Here is a 14,861-nt window from a genome sequence, read left to right on the forward strand (position 1 = left end):
ACCCTCCGAACAGCCCGACCGCCGGGGGTGTACAGGGGGTGTACGCAAGCTGCACCGAAGTCACCCCCCGTTTCCGCGGCTTTCGCCGCCCTTGCCAGACTCGTCCCGAGGGCGTAGAACCCGGCCCCATGAGAGGCTTCGTCTACTTCGACATCCACGACCGCGCCCGGCTTCCCAGCCGGTTCTTCGGCGTGGCCCATGCGATCCTCGCGCGACTTTGATCGCGCGGACCGGCGCCGTCCCGCGCCCGGTCCAACGCGCCATCCGACCTTTCCAGACAGCCGCGCAGACCCCTGTTCCGACCGGGTTCTGACGTTCAGCAATCCCGTGAGGAGACCCCGGAGATGACCGGTAAAACGCTCTACGACAAGATCTGGGACGCGCATGTCGTCGACCAGCAGCCCGACGGCACCTGCCTGCTCTACATCGACCGCCACCTGGTCCATGAAGTGACCAGCCCCCAGGCCTTCGAGGGCCTGCGCATGACCGGCCGCAAGGTGCGCGCTCCGGAGAAAACCATTGCGGTTCCGGACCATAACGTGCCCACGACCGAGGGGCGCGAGACGAAGATCGACAACGAGGAAAGCCGGATCCAGGTCGAGGCGCTCGACAAGAACGCCCGCGACTTCGGGGTGAACTACTATCCCGTCACCGACATCCGCCAGGGCATCGTGCACATCGTCGGCCCCGAACAGGGCTGGACGCTGCCGGGCATGACGGTGGTCTGCGGCGACAGCCACACCGCGACCCACGGCGCCTTCGGCGCGCTGGCGCACGGGATCGGCACGTCCGAGGTGGAACACGTCCTGGCCACCCAGACGCTGATCCAGAAGAAGTCGAAGAACATGAAGGTCGAGATCACCGGCAAGCTGCGCCCGGGTGTCACGGCCAAGGACATCACGCTGTCGGTCATCGGCGCGACCGGCACCGCCGGCGGCACCGGCTATGTCATTGAATACTGTGGCGAAGCCATCCGTGACCTCAGCATGGAAGGCCGGATGACGGTCTGCAACATGGCGATCGAGGGCGGCGCCCGCGCCGGCCTGATCGCGCCGGACGAGAAGACCTTCGCCTATGTCATGGGCCGCCCCCACGCGCCGAAGGGCGCCGCCTGGGAAGCCGCGCTGACCTGGTGGAGGACGCTCTTCTCGGACGATGACGCGGCCTGGGACAAGGTCGTGACGCTGAAGGGCGAAGACATCGCCCCGGTCGTCACCTGGGGCACCTCGCCCGAGGACGTGCTGCCGATCACCGGCGAGGTTCCCGCGCCCGAAAGCTTCACCGGCGGCAAGGTCGAGGCGGCGAAACGCTCGCTCGACTACATGGGCCTGACGGCGGGCACCAAGCTCACCGACATCAGGATCGACGCGGTCTTCATCGGCTCCTGCACCAACGGCCGGATCGAGGATCTGCGCGCCGCGGCCGAGATCCTGAAGGGCAAGAAGATCGCCCCCGGCGTGCGCGCCATGGTCGTTCCCGGCTCGGGCCTCGTGCGGGCGCAGGCGGAGGAAGAGGGGCTGGCCCAGATCTTCCTCGACGCGGGCATGGAATGGCGCCTCGCGGGGTGCTCGATGTGTCTGGCGATGAACCCCGACCAGCTGAGCCCCGGCGAGCGTTGCGCGGCGACCTCGAACCGCAACTTCGAAGGCCGTCAGGGCCGCGGCGGGCGCACCCATCTGATGAGCCCCGCGATGGCCGCCGCCGCCGCCGTCGCCGGTCATCTGGTGGACGTGCGCGAGGTCATGGCCGAGACCGCCGAGGCCTGACCGGATGCGGATCGCGGGCATCGACGGCTGCAAGGCGGGCTGGATCGCCGTCGTCGCGGAGGAGGGACGGCCGGACACGGCCGCGCCTCACTTCGCGTCGACGGTGGCCGGCCTGTTCGCCGCCGCGGCTCCCGCGTTCGCGCTTGTCGACATGCCGATCGGTTTCGTCGAAGGGCCCGCCCCGCGCGAGACCGAGGCCGCGATCCGTGCCCGGCTGAAGGGCAAGGCCTCCTCGGTTTTCCCGGTGCCGGCGCGGGCGGCGCTTGCCGCCTCGGACTATCACGAAGCCAGCGTCGTGAACCGTTCCCGCTTGGGGAAAGGCCTCACAAAGCAGACTTTCGCGATCTTTCCGAAGATGCGTGATCTGGACGAGGCGATCAGCGCGATCGGTCAGACGCGCCTGCGCGAAGGCCACCCCGAGGTCTCGTTCGCCGAGATGAACGGGGCGCCGGTGCTCAGCCGCAAGCGCAAGCCCGACGGCCAGGCGGAGCGCATCGCGCTTCTGACGGCGCAGGGCTTCGACGCGGCAGGCCTCGCGGCGCAGGCAAAGGCCAATGGCTGCGCGGTCGACGACATGCTCGACGCCACGGCCCTGCTGTGGAGCGCGATGCGCTTCCGGCGCGGTCACCACAACACCTACCCCGCGCAGCCGATGCGCGACGCGCGGGGCCTTGAAATGTCAGTCATCGCTTGAGCGAACAAGGACTTAGCATATGGACAAGTTCACCACCCTGACCGGCGTCGCGGCCCCCATGCCGCTGGTCAACATCGACACCGACATGATCATCCCCAAGCAGTTCCTGAAGACGATCCAGCGTTCGGGTCTCGGCAAGAACCTGTTCGACGAGATGCGTTTCGACCAGAACGGCAACGAGATCCCCGATTTCGTGCTGAACCAGCCCGCCTACCGCAATGCCGAGGTCATCGTCGCCGGCGACAACTTCGGCTGCGGCTCGTCGCGCGAGCACGCGCCCTGGGCGCTGCTCGACTTCGGGATCCGCTGCGTGATCTCGACCAGCTTCGCCGACATCTTCTTCAACAACTGCTTCAAGAACGGCATCCTGCCGATCGTGATGCCGCAAGAGGTCGTCGACGTGCTGATGGACGACGCCCGCAAGGGCGCGAACGCCAAGATCACCGTCGATCTGGAAAACCAGACCGTCACCACCTCGGACGGCCAGTCCTTCGGCTTCGAGGTCGATGCCTTCCGCAAGCACTGCCTGCTGAACGGCCTCGACGACATCGGGCTGACGCTGGAAAAGGCCTCGGCCATCGATGCGTTTGAGGCCCAGGCCTCGCAGGCGCGCCCCTGGGTCTGAGCCCGGGCTGACGCGCGGTCACCGCGTCGGCGGCCGCCAAGCAACCTGAGGTTTATCAATGCCTTGCAGGCCACCCGCCTGGGTGGCCTCATTCTTGCCCAGAAAATGATGCATTCTGGCACCACCCGAACCCTCAAATGGTCCAAGGCCCTGACGCATGGTTAAGGCCGATTGCCAGCCTCGGCGAACTTTGACAGGATTTGGGCATAAATGAGGCAAGCCGCCACAATCGTGGGGAAACTGCTCGGGAAGAGAGAGCCAAGACCATACTGGCCGCGCTCGGGCGGAGGGAAATGGGCAGTGATATCCCGTCTGACAGGCGCGGCCGTCCGCGCCGTGCTCGTGCTGATTCTGATCGCCACACCCTCGGTGGTGACGCAATCCGTGCTGCCCGACACGGCCGAGGTCGTGGCGCTGGTCGGCCTGTTCGCCGCCGCGATGGTGTTCCTCGAATATGCCTCGACCTATCCAAGCCTGATCGAATTCCGCGATGCCCGGCCCTTCAACCGCATCCGCTTCCTGTCGCTGTTCGTGATGGTCTTCCTGCTGTCGGTGGTCTGCATGAACCGCACCGACCCGGCGATCTTCGCGCGGCTGGTGACCTTCCTCGGCCGCGAGGTGGCGGGCGCGCTCGACTTCCCGTTCAGCCCGGTGCGCCTTGTGCTGCTGATGCTGCCGGAGGATACCGATGCCCGGCATCTCGACCTGATCCGCACCACCGCGGGGCTGGCCTATTTCATCGCGCTGGCGACGTTGTTCTGCTTCATCGTCGTGCTGCGCTGGTATGGCTGGCCGCACCGCAAGGGCTCGTTCAACGTCTGGATCAACCTGCCGACCTTCGACCCGACCTCGGGCGGCGACGTGGTCGAGCGGCTGAACCGCGACGCGATCGGCAACGTGGTGCTGGGCTTCGTGCTGCCCTTCATCATCCCGGCTCTGGTCCGCTCGACCTCGATCGTGTTCGAGCCGGTGACGCTGGCCTCGCCGCACACGCTGATCTGGACGATGACGCTCTGGGCCTCGCTGCCGGTGACGCTGATCATGCGCGGGATCGCGATGAACCGCATCGCCTCGATGATCGCCGAGCGGCGGCGCCACAATGCGCAGGCCGCCGTGGGCGGCAGCGACGAGCGCGAGATGCCGATGGCGACGCCGGAGGTGTTCCGCGGCTGACGCTCAGGGCCGCGGCGCCGCCGCCCGCCCCAGCCGGTCGTTGATCGCGCGCCCGAGCCCGGTGTCGGGCACCGGCGCGAAGGCGATGCGCCCGCCCTGCCCCGCCAGACGATCGGCCTCGCGCAGCATGTGGAACAGCCGCGCCGCGGCCTCGGTCAGGTCGCCGGTTTCGGACAGGCTGAGGTCGGCACCGGCGCAGTCTGGGCCGAAACCCACCCAGATCTCGCCGGCGTCCGGCCGGGTGACGCCCAGTCGCACCGCGGCGCCGGGGGCGTAATGCGAGGACAGCTGCCCGGGCGCGGTCGGCGCCTCGGCGCTGCCGCCCGCGACCAGCGGCTGGCCAAGGACCGCCTCGATCGCCTCGACCGGGACGCCGCCGGGGCGCAGAAGCTGCGGCGCGCCCTCGGCCAGCCCGACGATGGTGCTTTCGACACCGACCGCGCAGGGCCCGCCGTCGAGCACCGCCGCGATCCGGCCCGCGAGGCCTTCCAGCACATGCTCGGCCCGCGTCGGGCTGACCCGGCCCGAGGGGTTGGCCGAGGGGCCGGCCAGCGGCCCGCCGAAAGTCTGCAGCAGCCGGCGGGTCAGCGGATGCGCCGGCACCCGCACCGCCACCGTCGCCATCCCGGCCGACACCAGCGGCGACAGCCCCGCCTCTTCGCGCCGTGGCAGCACAAGGGTCAGCGGCCCGGGCCAGAAGGCCGCGGCCAGCGCCCGGGCGCGGTCGTCCATGACCGCATAGCGCGCGACCGCCGCCACATCGGCCAGATGCACGATCAGCGGGTTGAACTGCGGGCGGCCCTTGGCGGCATAGATGGCCGCGCAGGCCGCATCCTGCCGCGCGTCGCCGCCAAGTCCGTAGACGGTTTCCGACGGGAAGGCGACCAGCGCCCCCGCGGCCAGCAGGCGGGCGGCCTCGTCCAGGCCTTCGGTCGTGGGCGCAAGGCTTCGGGTTTCGAGGGACATGGCTCTGACGCGGCGTTAGGGTTGAGCGGGGCCGGACGGCGCTTAGGGTCCGCCCGACGGCAGTTCGCAGCGGGATAGCCCCCCCGCCCCGGCTTGCCAAGGTCCTGCAACGCCTGACGGAGGCCCCATGCCCTACAGATCGCCGGTCGCCGAGTTCGGTTTCATCTTCGAGCATGTCGTGCCGCTGGCGCCGCTGGCCGCGACCGAGCGCTTCGCCGAGGCCGAGCCCGAGACGGTGGCGGGGATCCTCGCCGAGGCCGGCAAGATGTGCGACGCGGTGCTGGCGCCCCTGCAGCGCAATGGCGACCAGACCCCGGCGCGGCTGGAGAACGGCGTGCTGCGCAGCTCTCCGGGCTATGACCGGGGCTATGCCGCGATCGCCGAGGGCGGCTGGATCGGGCTGACCGCCGACCCCGAGCATGGCGGCATGGGCCTGCCGCAGCTGGTGAACATGGCCGTCAACGACATGATGTCGGGCGCCTGTCTTGCGCTGCAGCTGAAACCCCTGCTGAGCCAGGGCCAGATCGAGGCGCTGGAGCATCACGCCAGCGACGAGATCCGCGCGCTCTACCTGCCGAAGCTGATCTCGGGCGAGTGGTCGGGGACGATGAACCTGACCGAGCCGCAGGCGGGATCGGACGTGGGCGCGCTGCGCGCGAAGGCCGAGCCGCGGGGCAACGGCACCTATGCGGTCACCGGGCAGAAGATCTTCATCAGCTGGGGGGACAGCGACCTCGTGTCGAACGTCTGCCATCTGGTTCTGGCGCGGCTGCCCGACGGCGCGGCGGGAACCAAGGGGATCAGCCTCTTCATGGTGCCGAAATACCTGCCCGATGCCGAGGGCAACCCGGGCGCGCCGAACAGCCTGAAGGTCGTCAGCCTCGAGCACAAGATGGGCCTGCACGGCTCGCCCACCTGCGTGATGAGCTTCGAGGGAGCGACCGGCTGGCTGGTCGGCGCCGAGCACAAGGGCATGGCCGCGATGTTCACGATGATGAACAACGCCCGGCTCGCGGTCGGCGTGCAGGGGATCGGCGTGGCCGAGGCCGCCTGCCAGAAGGCCACTGAATACGCCGCCGAGCGCCGGCAGATGGGCCCGATCATCGCCCATGCCGATGTGCGCCGGATGCTGGCGACGATGCGGGCCGAGACCTTCGCCGCACGCTGCATCGCGCTGGATTGCGCGGCCTCGCTCGACCTCGGGCGGGCCAGCGGCGCGGACGCCGCCGCCGCGCGCGGCGCCCTGCTGACGCCGATCGCGAAAAGCTGGGGGACCGAGGTCGGGATCGCGGTCGCAGACATGGGCGTGCAGGTGCATGGCGGCATGGGCTTCATCGAAGAGACCGGCGCCGCGCAGTTCTTCCGCGATGTGCGCGTCACGGCGATCTACGAGGGCACGAACGGCATTCAGGCGATGGATCTGGTCGGCCGCAAGTTCGCCGATGGCGGCACCGCCGCCCGCGCGCTGATCGCCGAGATCGCGGCCGATGCCGGGGGCGACGACGCGCTCTCCACCGCGGTCGCCGGCGCGGCGAAGGCGCTGGCCGAGGCGACCGAGGCGCTGCTTGCGCGCCCGATGCCCGAGCGGTTCGGCGGCGCAGACGCCTATCTGCGTGCCTTCGCGCGCACCTTGGGCGGCTGGTATCACCTGAAGGCCGCGCGCGCCGAGGGCGGCGAGGGCCCGCGCAGCCGGCTTGCGCGCCATTACGTCGCGCGGCTGCTGCCCGAGGTTCCGTCGGCGCTGGCGGCGGCGCTGACCGATCCTGCGGCGCTCGAGGCGATCACGCCCGAGGACCTGATGGCGTGACCCTGCAGGGCATCCGATACCCGTGGCCCGAGCCGCCCGCCCCCGGCACCGCGACCGAGGTCGCGCCGGGCGTGCTGTGGATGCGCCTGCCGCTGCCGATGCGGCTGGATCACGTCAATTGCTACGCGCTCGACGAGGGCGACGGCTGGACGCTGGTCGACACCGGCTTCGACACGCCCGAGGCCCGCGCGGTCTGGGAGACGCTTCTGGCCGGGCCGCTGGGCGGGCGACCGGTACGGCGGCTGGTGGTGACGCATTACCATCCCGACCACATCGGGCTGGCCGGCTGGTTCATCGCCCGCGGGGCCGAGCTGGTGACCACGCGCACCAGCTGGCTTTTCGCGCGGATGCTCACGCTCGACGTGCAGGCGGTGCCGGTGGCCGAGACGCTGGCCTTCTGGCACGCCGCGGGCATGCCGGCCGCGATGCTGGACAAGGTGGCGGCAGAGCGGCCCTTCAATTTCGCCGACCGCGTCACCGCCCTGCCCCCGGGCTACACCCGGATCCGCGAAGGCGGGCGGATCCGCCTAGGCGGCCGCGACTGGGACATCCGCTGCGGCGACGGCCATGCGCCCGAGCATGCCACCTTCTGGAGCCGCGACGACGATCTGTTGCTGGGCGGCGACCAGTTGCTGCCGTCGATCTCGGCCAATATCGGCGTCTACGCGACCGAACCGCTGGCCGACCCGCTGGACGACTGGCTGACCTCCTGCGCGCGTTTCGCGACCGTGGCCGAGGAACGCCACCTGGTGCTGCCCGGCCACAAGCTGCCCTTCACCGGCCTGCCGCTGCGCCTGCGCCAGATGGTCGAGAACCACGAGGGCGCGCTGGATCGCCTGCGCCCGCACCTGGCCGAGCCGCGCACCGCGGGCGCGTGCATGGTGCCGATCTTCAAGCGCGAGATCGGCGGGGCCGAATACCGGATGGCGCTGGTCGAGGCGGTCGCGCATCTGAACTACCTGCTGCACCGGGGCGAGATCCTGCGCGAAACCGGCGCGGACGGGCGCTGGCTGTGGCGTATCGGCCAGCCGGTCGCAGATGCGGCTTTGGGCGCGGATGACAGCGTTGCCTGAATCGGTTATCGATCAGGCAGGGAAGAGACACGAGGAGCACCCAATGGCCGAGCATCACCCCGGCAGCATGGATATCACCACCCAGGAAAAGACCTTCGCCGGCTTCATCCGGTTCGTCACCTGGAGCTGCGTCCTGATCGTTCTGTTCCTGGTGTTCCTCGCCCTCGTGAACGGCTGACACCCCTCCCCCAAGGCTTACTCCCCCCGCCTGGCGGAGCCTGCGAACGGATCCTCTCGACATGCGAAAGTTCCTGCTGGCAGCGGCGCTGCCGCTGCTGCTTGCGGCCTGTGGCGCCGACAACAAATGGGCCAGCGATGCCGATGTCGCGCGCTTCGCCTACCGCAGCCCAGAGCCGCCCTCGATCACGCTTTACACCGCGATCAACAACCGTTCGGGCGAGGGCGGGCATTCCGCCCTGCTGATCAACGGCTCGGAAACCCTGATCTGGGACCCGGCCGGGACCTGGTGGAACCGCTCGGCGCCGGAACGGCACGACGTGATCCACGGCGTCACGCCGACGCTGCTGAGCTATTACATCGACTACCACGCCCGCGAGACCTATCACGTGGTCGAGCAGAAGATCTTCGTCTCGCCGCAGGTGGCCGAGCTTGCGCTGGCCAAGGTCAAGGCAAACGGCGCGGTCAACAAGGCGATGTGCGCCAGCTCGACCAGCTCGATCCTGGAAACGCTGCCGGGCTTCCAGTCGGTGGGCCACACCTGGTTCCCGGCACGGCTGATGCGCGCCTATGCCAAGCTGCCCGGCGTGCAGACCCGGCGCTATTTCGACAATGACAGCGACGACAATTCGAACAAGCTGACCGCGCAGGACGGCACCAACGTGGTGGCGACCAATGTGACGCTCGACGGCTCGATGCCTCCGGCGCCGGCGGGCTATCCCGATCCGCTGAAGTGACGGCGACAACAATCCGGGCGCGGGCGGGGATTTCCCCGCCCGTTTCCGTTCCGCTCAGCCGATGAGCCAGAGCCCGAGGTAGAGCGCCCCCATCCCCCCGAGGATGGTCCAGAGCGCATTGCCGCGGTTCAGCATCCCCACCGCCACCGTCGCGGCCGCGGCGATCAGCCGGGCGGGATCGGGCTGGCCGCCGGTCGCGGCCGGCCAGACCACCATCGGCACGACCAGTGCCGGCAGCACGGCCACGGCGGTGTAGCGCAGATGGCGCAGCGCCCAGGCCGGCAGCTGCCGCCCGCCCACCAGCCCCAGGAACGAGTAGCGCAGCAGGAAGGTGCCGATCCCCAGCGCGATGGTGATGCCCCAGACGGTCAGGTCGCTCATCTGCGGATCTCCGGGGCTTGCAGGCGCGCCATGCGACGCTCGGTCTCGGCGCCGGCGATCATGCCGGCGATGGCGGCCGGGAACAGGCCCGCGTTGTGCGGCATCCAGGCGCAGAGCAGCGCCACGGTGATCGCGACGAAGGCCGCGACCAGATGCGGCAGCGAGCGCAGCATCGGCGCGATCATCGCAAGGAAGGTGACCGGCACTGCGAAGTCGATGGCGAAGCCCGCCGGGATCGCCTGCCCGAACAGCGCGCCCACCAGCGTCATCACGATCCAGATCGGGCAGATCGCGGTGGCCGAGCCGAAGAAGTAGCCGACCTTTTCGGGCACCGGGCGGGCGGGGCGGCGCTGGTATTCCTGCGCGGCCAGCGCGTAGCACTGGTCGACCATGACGTAGGAGATCACCGCCCGCTGCCAGATCTTCGCCTTGCCCAGATCGGGGGTCAGGGCCGCGGAATACATCGCCATCCGCAGGTTCACCGCCAGCGCGGTGATGATGATGATCAGCGCAGGGGCGTGTTCGGCCATCATCTGCACGGCGGCGAATTGCGAGGCCCCGGCGATCACCAGGATCGACATGCCCATCGTCTGCGGCAGGTCGAGCCCCGCCTCCATCGACACCACGCCGAAGAGCAGTGCGAAGGGCACGATGGTGAGCACATAGGGCAGGCTTTCGCGGAAGCCCTGCCAGAAGGCGGATCGGGGAACGGCGGTGGACATGGGGACTCTGGACGGGGATGCGGGGGCGACTTAGTCATCTGCAGAGGACGGCGGCAAGGGGCGAAGCGGCGATGAGCGACGGATTCGTGGCGTCAGACGGTGGCAAGCGGGCCGCGCCCTGCCCCGCGACCACCGCGGTGCTGATCCTTGCCGGGGGCCAGTCGCGCCGCATGGGGCGCGACAAGGCGCTGGTCCCGCTGGGCGGCGAACCCCTGCTTGCACGTCTGCATGCGCAGGCTGCGGCGCTGCTGCCGGGCGCGCCGGTCGCGGTGTCGTGGAACGGCGGCGCGCTGCCGGCGGAGCTCGGGGCAACCGTGTTGGCCGATCGCGTGCCCGGGCAGGCGGGGCCACTGGCCGGGCTGCAGGCCGGGCTGGACTGGGCCGATGGGATCGGTCGCGACTGGCTGCTGAGCCTGCCGGTCGACACGCCCTTCCTTCCGGCCGATCTTTTCCAGCGGCTGGCAGAGCGCGCCGGCCCGACACCGGCCATCGCGCGGGCCGGCGACCGGCTTCACCCCGCGGTCGGGCTTTGGCCCTGCGGGCTGGGCGCGCCGCTGGCGGCGGCGCTGGCCGCGGGCGAGCGGCGGGTGGCGGGCTGGGCGCTGTCGGCGGACGCGCAGGTGGTGGATTTCCCCGAGGCCGCCGCCTTCGCCAACCTGAACACGCCCGAGGATCTGGCCGCGGCGGAACGTAGTCTGGCCGAGGGGGCGCGATGATCCGGCAGGTGACTCTTGGCTTCGAAGAGCACCGCCGCGCCGAGGCCGCCGCGCTCTATTGGCAGGCCTTCGGGGGCAAGCTCGGCCGGGTGATGGCACCCGAGGCGCGCGCGCTGGCCTATATCGCGCGGGTGATGCGCCCCGACCACGCGATCGCGGCACGGGGCGAGCGGGGCGAGATCCTCGGCCTCGTCGGCTTCCGCAGCCCCGCGGGCAGCTTCGTCGAGGGCGGGCCTGCGGATCTGCGCGCGGTCTACGGGCGCATCGGCGGCAGCCTGCGCGCGGGTGCGCTGGCGCTGATGACGCGCGACACCGACAACCGCCGCTTCCTCGTGGACGGCTTCTGCGTGCGCGGCGACCGGCGCGGCAGCGGCATCGGTCACGAACTGATCGCCGCCCTTTGCGCCGAGGCGCGCAAGCGCGGTTATGCCGAGGTGAGGCTCGACGTGATCGGCGAGAACATCCGCGCCCGCGCGCTGTATGAGCGCGAGGGCTTCCGCACCGCGGGCGTCAGCCGCAGCCGGCTGTCGGGCCTGCTTTTCGGCTTCGATCAGGTAATGACGATGACGCGGCCGGTCTGAGCGCGGGGTCAGTCGAAGGTCCCGGCGACGCGGCCCAGCAGCATGAAGGCGCGGGCGGTGCGGGTTTCGGCCAGATCCGACATCTCCTGATCCGACGCGGTCTTCTCGAAATCCTGCACCGAACGGTCGAACTGGCGCAGGAAATGGTGCGAGGCATCGCGGAAGATCGTGTCGGTGCGCATCCGGCCCGCGGTCAGCGCGAGGCTCGAACGGTCGCGCACGCCGCCCAGCGCGGCGATCCCGCGGCCGCGTTCGCCCTGCGCGAAGCGGCGCCAGACCTCGGGGCGGGCCCGGTCGGGGCTGAGGTCGTCCATGAAGATGCCGTCCTGCGACAGAAGCGTCAGCACGTCCTGCGCGGCGCGGATCAGCTTGGCCATCGTCCGGTCGCCCAGCGCGCGGCGCAGCGCCTTGAAGCCTTCGACGTCATCGGGCGAATCGGGGAAGTTCAGCGCGGTGATGAAATCCGCGGTCGAGACCGGCGGCTGCAGATCCTCGGCCGGGGTGCCGAGCGCGAGCCGCGGCTGTTCCTCGGCCGGGCGGGCGCGGGGCGGCGCGGGCGGCGGCGGCGCGGCCGGGGCCGCCGGCTCTCGCCTTGTCTGGAAGGTGGCGATCTGGCCTTCGGTCCGCTTCTGCGCGGCCTCAATCTCGGTGATCCGGGTCTCGACCGCCGGGCGCGCGGCCGAGGCCTGAACCTGGCTCATCCACGCCATGCGCATCGCCTCGATCGAGCCCTGCAGCCGCTGCGCCTCGCCGCGCATCTCGCGCGCCGTCCGCGCGGTCAGCGCGGCGATCCAGATCATCGCGATCGGCAGCACCACCGCGACCAGCCCCAGCCCGATCCCCAGCCCGGTCCCGCCGGCATCGGTGGTCAGGAAGACCCCGGCCACGACCGCCAGCCACAGGACGCTCAGCCCCGCGGCCAGCATCTCGGTCCCGGCGAAGCGCGGGCGCGGCTCGGCCATCCCCGCGAAGGGTTCGCTCGCCACGGGGGCGACCGGCGTGCTGTCCTGTCCAGGCTGCACCATCGCGGACCCGTTCTCAGACGAACTTGATGCTGAGCACTTCGTAGCTCTTGCCGCCGCCCGGGGTATGGACCTCGACGCTGTCGCCCTCGTCCTTGCCGATGAGCGCGCGCGCAAGCGGCGAGCGGATGTTCAGAAGGCCGCGTTCCAGATCGGCCTCGGCCTCGCCGACGATCTGATAGGTGCGCTCTTCCTCGGTGTCCTCGTCGACCAGCGTCACGGTCGCGCCGAACTTCACCGAGCCCGACATCTTCGTGGGGTCGATGATCTCGGACCGGCCCAGAACCGATTCGAGTTCCTTGATCCGGCCCTCGATGAAGCTCTGCTTTTCACGCGCGGCGTGGTATTCGGCGTTCTCCGAAAGGTCGCCATGCGCGCGCGCCTCGGCGATCGCGCGGATCACCTCGGGGCGCTCGACCGACTTCAGGTTGCGCAGTTCGTCATCGAGCAGGGTGTAGCCTGCGCGGGTCATCGGTATCTTTTCCATCGTCACCGTCTCTTGGACAGGGAAACCGCACCGGCCCGCGGACCATCGGGACCGCAGGCTGGCACGGGCGTTTGTCCACCTATAGCCGCGCAGGAGGGCGCAAGGCAACCGGGCCACAATCCTTGGTCCGAGGTGACATCTGTCGTTCCCTGCACGCAAACGCCGCGTCCGTGCGATTGCACGGTGGGGCCTGCTGGTTTAACTGTGCCACGACATAAAATTGCCAGCAGACGCACGCACGGGGAGCAGACATGGCCGAGATCGAACGCGAGTCGATGGAGTATGACGTCGTGATCGTCGGCGCAGGCCCCTCGGGTCTGTCGGCGGCGATCCGGCTCAAGCAGCTCGACCCCGATCTTTCGGTCGTCGTGCTGGAAAAGGGCTCGGAAGTCGGCGCGCACATCCTGTCGGGCGCGGTGCTCGATCCCTCGGGCCTCGACGCGCTGATCCCCGACTGGCGCGAGAAAGGCGCCCCGATCACGGTCGAGGTCAAGCACGACAACTTCTACCTGCTGGGCGAAGCCGGCCAGATCCGCATCCCGAACTGGCCGATGCCGCCGCTGATGAACAACCACGGCAATTACATCGTCTCGATGGGCAACGTCTGCCGCTGGATGGCCGAGCAGGCCGAGGCGCTGGGGGTCGAGATCTTCCCCGGCATGGCCGCCAGCCAGATCGTCTGGGGCGAGGACGGCCGCGTCGCGGGCGTGGTCGCGGGCGAGTTCGGCCGCGAGCCCGACGGCTCGATCGGCGACAGCTACGAGCCGGGGATGGAGCTGCTGGGCAAGTATGTCTTCATCGGCGAGGGCGTGCGCGGCTCGCTGGCGAAGGAGATCATGGCGAAGTTCGGACTGTCGCAGGGCAAGGAGCCCCAGAAGTTCGGCATCGGCATGAAGGAGATCTGGGAGGTCGATCCCGCCAAGCACCGCGAAGGCACCGTCACCCACACGATGGGCTGGCCCTTGGGCAGCAATGCCGGCGGCGGGTCGTTTATCTACCACCTCGACAACAACCAGGTCTACGTGGGCTTCGTGGTGCACCTGAACTACGAGAACCCGTACCTCTACCCCTACATGGAATTCCAGCGCTTCAAGCACCACCCGATGGTCGCCGAGCTGCTGGAGGGCGGCAAGCGCGTGGCCTATGGCGCGCGGGCGATTTCCGAGGGCGGCTGGCAGTCGATCCCGAAGGTGACCTTCCCGGGCGGCGTGCTGATGGGCTGCTCGGCCGGCCTCGTGAACGTGCCGCGGATCAAGGGCAACCACAACGCGATGCTGTCTGGCAAGGCCGCGGCCGAGGCCGCCTTCGCCGCGCTGCAGGCGGGCCGTGCCGGCGACGAGCTGGTCGACTATGAGAAGGACCTGCGCTCGGGCCCGATCGCCAAGGACCTGATCAAGGTCCAGAACGTGAAGCCGCTCTGGTCGAAATACGGGCTCAAGGCCTCGCTGGCGCTTGGCGGGCTCGACATGTGGTGGGCGCAGCTCTTCGGCAAGCCGCTGCTGGGCTCGGTCAAGCATGGCAAGACCGATGCCGCGGCGACCGGCGAGGCGGCGAAGTTCAAGCCGATCGACTACCCCAAGCCCGATGGCAAGCTGTCCTTCGACCGGCTGACCAACGTCAGCTTCTCGGCCACCAACCACGAGGAAAGCCAGCCCTGCCACCTGCGGCTGAAGGACCCGAGCGTGCCGATCGCGGTCAACCTGCCGAAATACGCCGAGCCCGCGCAGCGCTACTGCCCGGCCGGCGTCTACGAGGTGCTCGAGGACGAGGCCGGCAATCCGCGGTTCCAGATCAACTTCCAGAACTGCGTCCACTGCAAGACCTGCGACATCAAGGACCCCAGCCAGAACATCGACTGGACCACGCCCCAGGGTGGCGACGGGCCGAACTACCCCAACATGTGACCCCTCGCGAGAGTTTGAGCGGCGGGTGAG

Annotated in this window: 16 protein-coding genes; 11 read left to right on the top strand and 5 right to left on the bottom strand. The window is 69.6% G+C overall.

Annotated features, from left to right (window positions below):
* The first annotated feature begins 344 nt into the window (after nucleotides 1-344).
* The 4 genes from leuC to V8J36_RS00755 all read left to right on the top strand — a co-directional run bounded on the left by leuC (nucleotide 345) and on the right by V8J36_RS00755 (nucleotide 4,258).
* Nucleotides 345-1,766, top strand: coding sequence for a 3-isopropylmalate dehydratase large subunit (leuC, locus tag V8J36_RS00740; protein ID WP_336465338.1), 1,422 nt, complete (start codon nucleotides 345-347; stop codon nucleotides 1,764-1,766).
* A 4-nt stretch (nucleotides 1,767-1,770) separates the two neighbouring features.
* Nucleotides 1,771-2,460 (top strand): DUF429 domain-containing protein, encoded by a 690-nt coding sequence (locus tag V8J36_RS00745; RefSeq protein WP_336465339.1) that lies wholly within the window; start codon nucleotides 1,771-1,773, stop codon nucleotides 2,458-2,460.
* 19 nt (nucleotides 2,461-2,479) lie between these two features.
* On the top strand, nucleotides 2,480-3,085 hold the full coding sequence (gene leuD / locus V8J36_RS00750) for a 3-isopropylmalate dehydratase small subunit (RefSeq protein WP_336465340.1): 606 nt from the start codon (nucleotides 2,480-2,482) through the stop codon (nucleotides 3,083-3,085).
* A gap of 300 nt (nucleotides 3,086-3,385) precedes the next feature.
* On the top strand, nucleotides 3,386-4,258 hold the full coding sequence (locus tag V8J36_RS00755) for a hypothetical protein (RefSeq protein WP_336465341.1): 873 nt from the start codon (nucleotides 3,386-3,388) through the stop codon (nucleotides 4,256-4,258).
* Nucleotides 4,259-4,261: 3 nt separating this feature from the next.
* Here V8J36_RS00755 and V8J36_RS00760 read toward each other — a convergent pair whose 3' ends face one another.
* Entirely contained in the window at nucleotides 4,262-5,224 is a 963-nt protein-coding gene (locus V8J36_RS00760) for an L-threonylcarbamoyladenylate synthase (protein WP_336465342.1), read from the bottom strand.
* A 127-nt stretch (nucleotides 5,225-5,351) separates the two neighbouring features.
* Here V8J36_RS00760 and V8J36_RS00765 point away from each other — a divergent pair, with 127 nt between their 5' ends.
* The 4 genes from V8J36_RS00765 (at nucleotide 5,352) to V8J36_RS00780 (ending at nucleotide 9,018) form a co-directional block, all read left to right on the top strand.
* Nucleotides 5,352-7,031 carry an acyl-CoA dehydrogenase family protein gene (locus V8J36_RS00765; protein ID WP_336465343.1) on the top strand — a complete coding sequence of 560 codons (1,680 nt, stop codon included), beginning with the start codon at nucleotides 5,352-5,354 and terminating at the stop codon, nucleotides 7,029-7,031.
* Complete coding sequence (locus V8J36_RS00770) at nucleotides 7,028-8,104, top strand: MBL fold metallo-hydrolase (RefSeq protein ID WP_336465344.1); 1,077 nt, start codon at nucleotides 7,028-7,030, stop codon at nucleotides 8,102-8,104. Before V8J36_RS00765 ends, V8J36_RS00770 begins: the two co-directional genes overlap by 4 nt.
* Nucleotides 8,105-8,147: 43 nt before the next feature.
* The gene (locus V8J36_RS00775) at nucleotides 8,148-8,282 is read left to right on the top strand and encodes an aa3-type cytochrome c oxidase subunit IV (RefSeq protein ID WP_336465345.1); all 135 of its coding nucleotides are present in this window, start codon (nucleotides 8,148-8,150) and stop codon (nucleotides 8,280-8,282) included.
* Nucleotides 8,283-8,343: 61 nt separating this feature from the next.
* Nucleotides 8,344-9,018, top strand: a complete 675-nt coding sequence (locus V8J36_RS00780) for a hypothetical protein (protein ID WP_336465346.1) — start codon at nucleotides 8,344-8,346, stop codon at nucleotides 9,016-9,018.
* Nucleotides 9,019-9,072: 54 nt separating this feature from the next.
* Here V8J36_RS00780 and V8J36_RS00785 read toward each other — a convergent pair whose 3' ends face one another.
* On the bottom strand, nucleotides 9,073-9,399 hold the full coding sequence (locus tag V8J36_RS00785; protein ID WP_336465347.1) for an AzlD domain-containing protein: 327 nt from the start codon (nucleotides 9,397-9,399) through the stop codon (nucleotides 9,073-9,075).
* Nucleotides 9,396-10,121 carry an AzlC family ABC transporter permease gene (locus V8J36_RS00790; protein WP_336465348.1) on the bottom strand — a complete coding sequence of 242 codons (726 nt, stop codon included), beginning with the start codon at nucleotides 10,119-10,121 and terminating at the stop codon, nucleotides 9,396-9,398. The genes V8J36_RS00785 and V8J36_RS00790 overlap by 4 nt, the downstream gene beginning before the upstream one ends.
* Before the next feature lie 71 nt (nucleotides 10,122-10,192).
* On the opposite strand from V8J36_RS00790, the gene mobA reads away from it, so the two are divergent.
* Both mobA and V8J36_RS00800 read left to right on the top strand, forming a co-directional pair.
* Nucleotides 10,193-10,837: a molybdenum cofactor guanylyltransferase MobA gene (mobA, locus tag V8J36_RS00795; RefSeq protein WP_336465349.1), complete on the top strand. Its 645-nt coding sequence runs from the start codon at nucleotides 10,193-10,195 to the stop codon at nucleotides 10,835-10,837.
* Nucleotides 10,834-11,418, top strand: coding sequence for a GNAT family N-acetyltransferase (locus V8J36_RS00800; protein WP_336465350.1), 585 nt, complete (start codon nucleotides 10,834-10,836; stop codon nucleotides 11,416-11,418). The genes mobA and V8J36_RS00800 overlap by 4 nt, the downstream gene beginning before the upstream one ends.
* An 8-nt stretch (nucleotides 11,419-11,426) precedes the next feature.
* Here the strand turns inward: V8J36_RS00800 and V8J36_RS00805 are convergent, their stop codons facing one another.
* Complete coding sequence (locus V8J36_RS00805; RefSeq protein ID WP_336465351.1) at nucleotides 11,427-12,443, bottom strand: hypothetical protein; 1,017 nt, start codon at nucleotides 12,441-12,443, stop codon at nucleotides 11,427-11,429.
* A gap of 13 nt (nucleotides 12,444-12,456) precedes the next feature.
* Nucleotides 12,457-12,927 (bottom strand): transcription elongation factor GreA, encoded by a 471-nt coding sequence (gene greA, locus V8J36_RS00810; protein ID WP_336465352.1) that lies wholly within the window; start codon nucleotides 12,925-12,927, stop codon nucleotides 12,457-12,459.
* 251 nt (nucleotides 12,928-13,178) lie between these two features.
* Between greA and V8J36_RS00815 the strand changes: the two genes are divergently transcribed.
* Complete coding sequence (locus tag V8J36_RS00815; protein ID WP_336465353.1) at nucleotides 13,179-14,831, top strand: electron transfer flavoprotein-ubiquinone oxidoreductase; 1,653 nt, start codon at nucleotides 13,179-13,181, stop codon at nucleotides 14,829-14,831.
* Nucleotides 14,832-14,861 lie beyond the last annotated feature (30 nt).

Source organism: Frigidibacter sp. MR17.14 (assembly GCF_037095735.1).
Taxonomy (GTDB): Bacteria; Pseudomonadota; Alphaproteobacteria; order Rhodobacterales; family Rhodobacteraceae; genus Frigidibacter.

Excerpts from the sequence above, each read along its gene's own strand:
- V8J36_RS00800 (WP_336465350.1), top strand. The coding sequence starts at position 10,834 with ATGATCCGGCAGGTGACTCTTGGCTTCGAAGAGCACCGCCGCGCCGAG.
- V8J36_RS00775 (WP_336465345.1), top strand. The coding sequence starts at position 8,148 with ATGGCCGAGCATCACCCCGGCAGCATGGATATCACCACCCAGGAAAAG.
- V8J36_RS00780 (WP_336465346.1), top strand. The coding sequence starts at position 8,344 with ATGCGAAAGTTCCTGCTGGCAGCGGCGCTGCCGCTGCTGCTTGCGGCC.
- V8J36_RS00785 (WP_336465347.1), bottom strand. The coding sequence starts at position 9,399 with ATGAGCGACCTGACCGTCTGGGGCATCACCATCGCGCTGGGGATCGGC.
- V8J36_RS00805 (WP_336465351.1), bottom strand. The coding sequence starts at position 12,443 with ATGGTGCAGCCTGGACAGGACAGCACGCCGGTCGCCCCCGTGGCGAGC.
- V8J36_RS00815 (WP_336465353.1), top strand. The coding sequence starts at position 13,179 with ATGGCCGAGATCGAACGCGAGTCGATGGAGTATGACGTCGTGATCGTC.
- greA (WP_336465352.1), bottom strand. The coding sequence starts at position 12,927 with ATGGAAAAGATACCGATGACCCGCGCAGGCTACACCCTGCTCGATGAC.
- V8J36_RS00790 (WP_336465348.1), bottom strand. The coding sequence starts at position 10,121 with ATGTCCACCGCCGTTCCCCGATCCGCCTTCTGGCAGGGCTTCCGCGAA.
- V8J36_RS00745 (WP_336465339.1), top strand. The coding sequence starts at position 1,771 with ATGCGGATCGCGGGCATCGACGGCTGCAAGGCGGGCTGGATCGCCGTC.
- leuD (WP_336465340.1), top strand. The coding sequence starts at position 2,480 with ATGGACAAGTTCACCACCCTGACCGGCGTCGCGGCCCCCATGCCGCTG.
- mobA (WP_336465349.1), top strand. The coding sequence starts at position 10,193 with ATGAGCGACGGATTCGTGGCGTCAGACGGTGGCAAGCGGGCCGCGCCC.
- V8J36_RS00765 (WP_336465343.1), top strand. The coding sequence starts at position 5,352 with ATGCCCTACAGATCGCCGGTCGCCGAGTTCGGTTTCATCTTCGAGCAT.
- leuC (WP_336465338.1), top strand. The coding sequence starts at position 345 with ATGACCGGTAAAACGCTCTACGACAAGATCTGGGACGCGCATGTCGTC.
- V8J36_RS00760 (WP_336465342.1), bottom strand. The coding sequence starts at position 5,224 with ATGTCCCTCGAAACCCGAAGCCTTGCGCCCACGACCGAAGGCCTGGAC.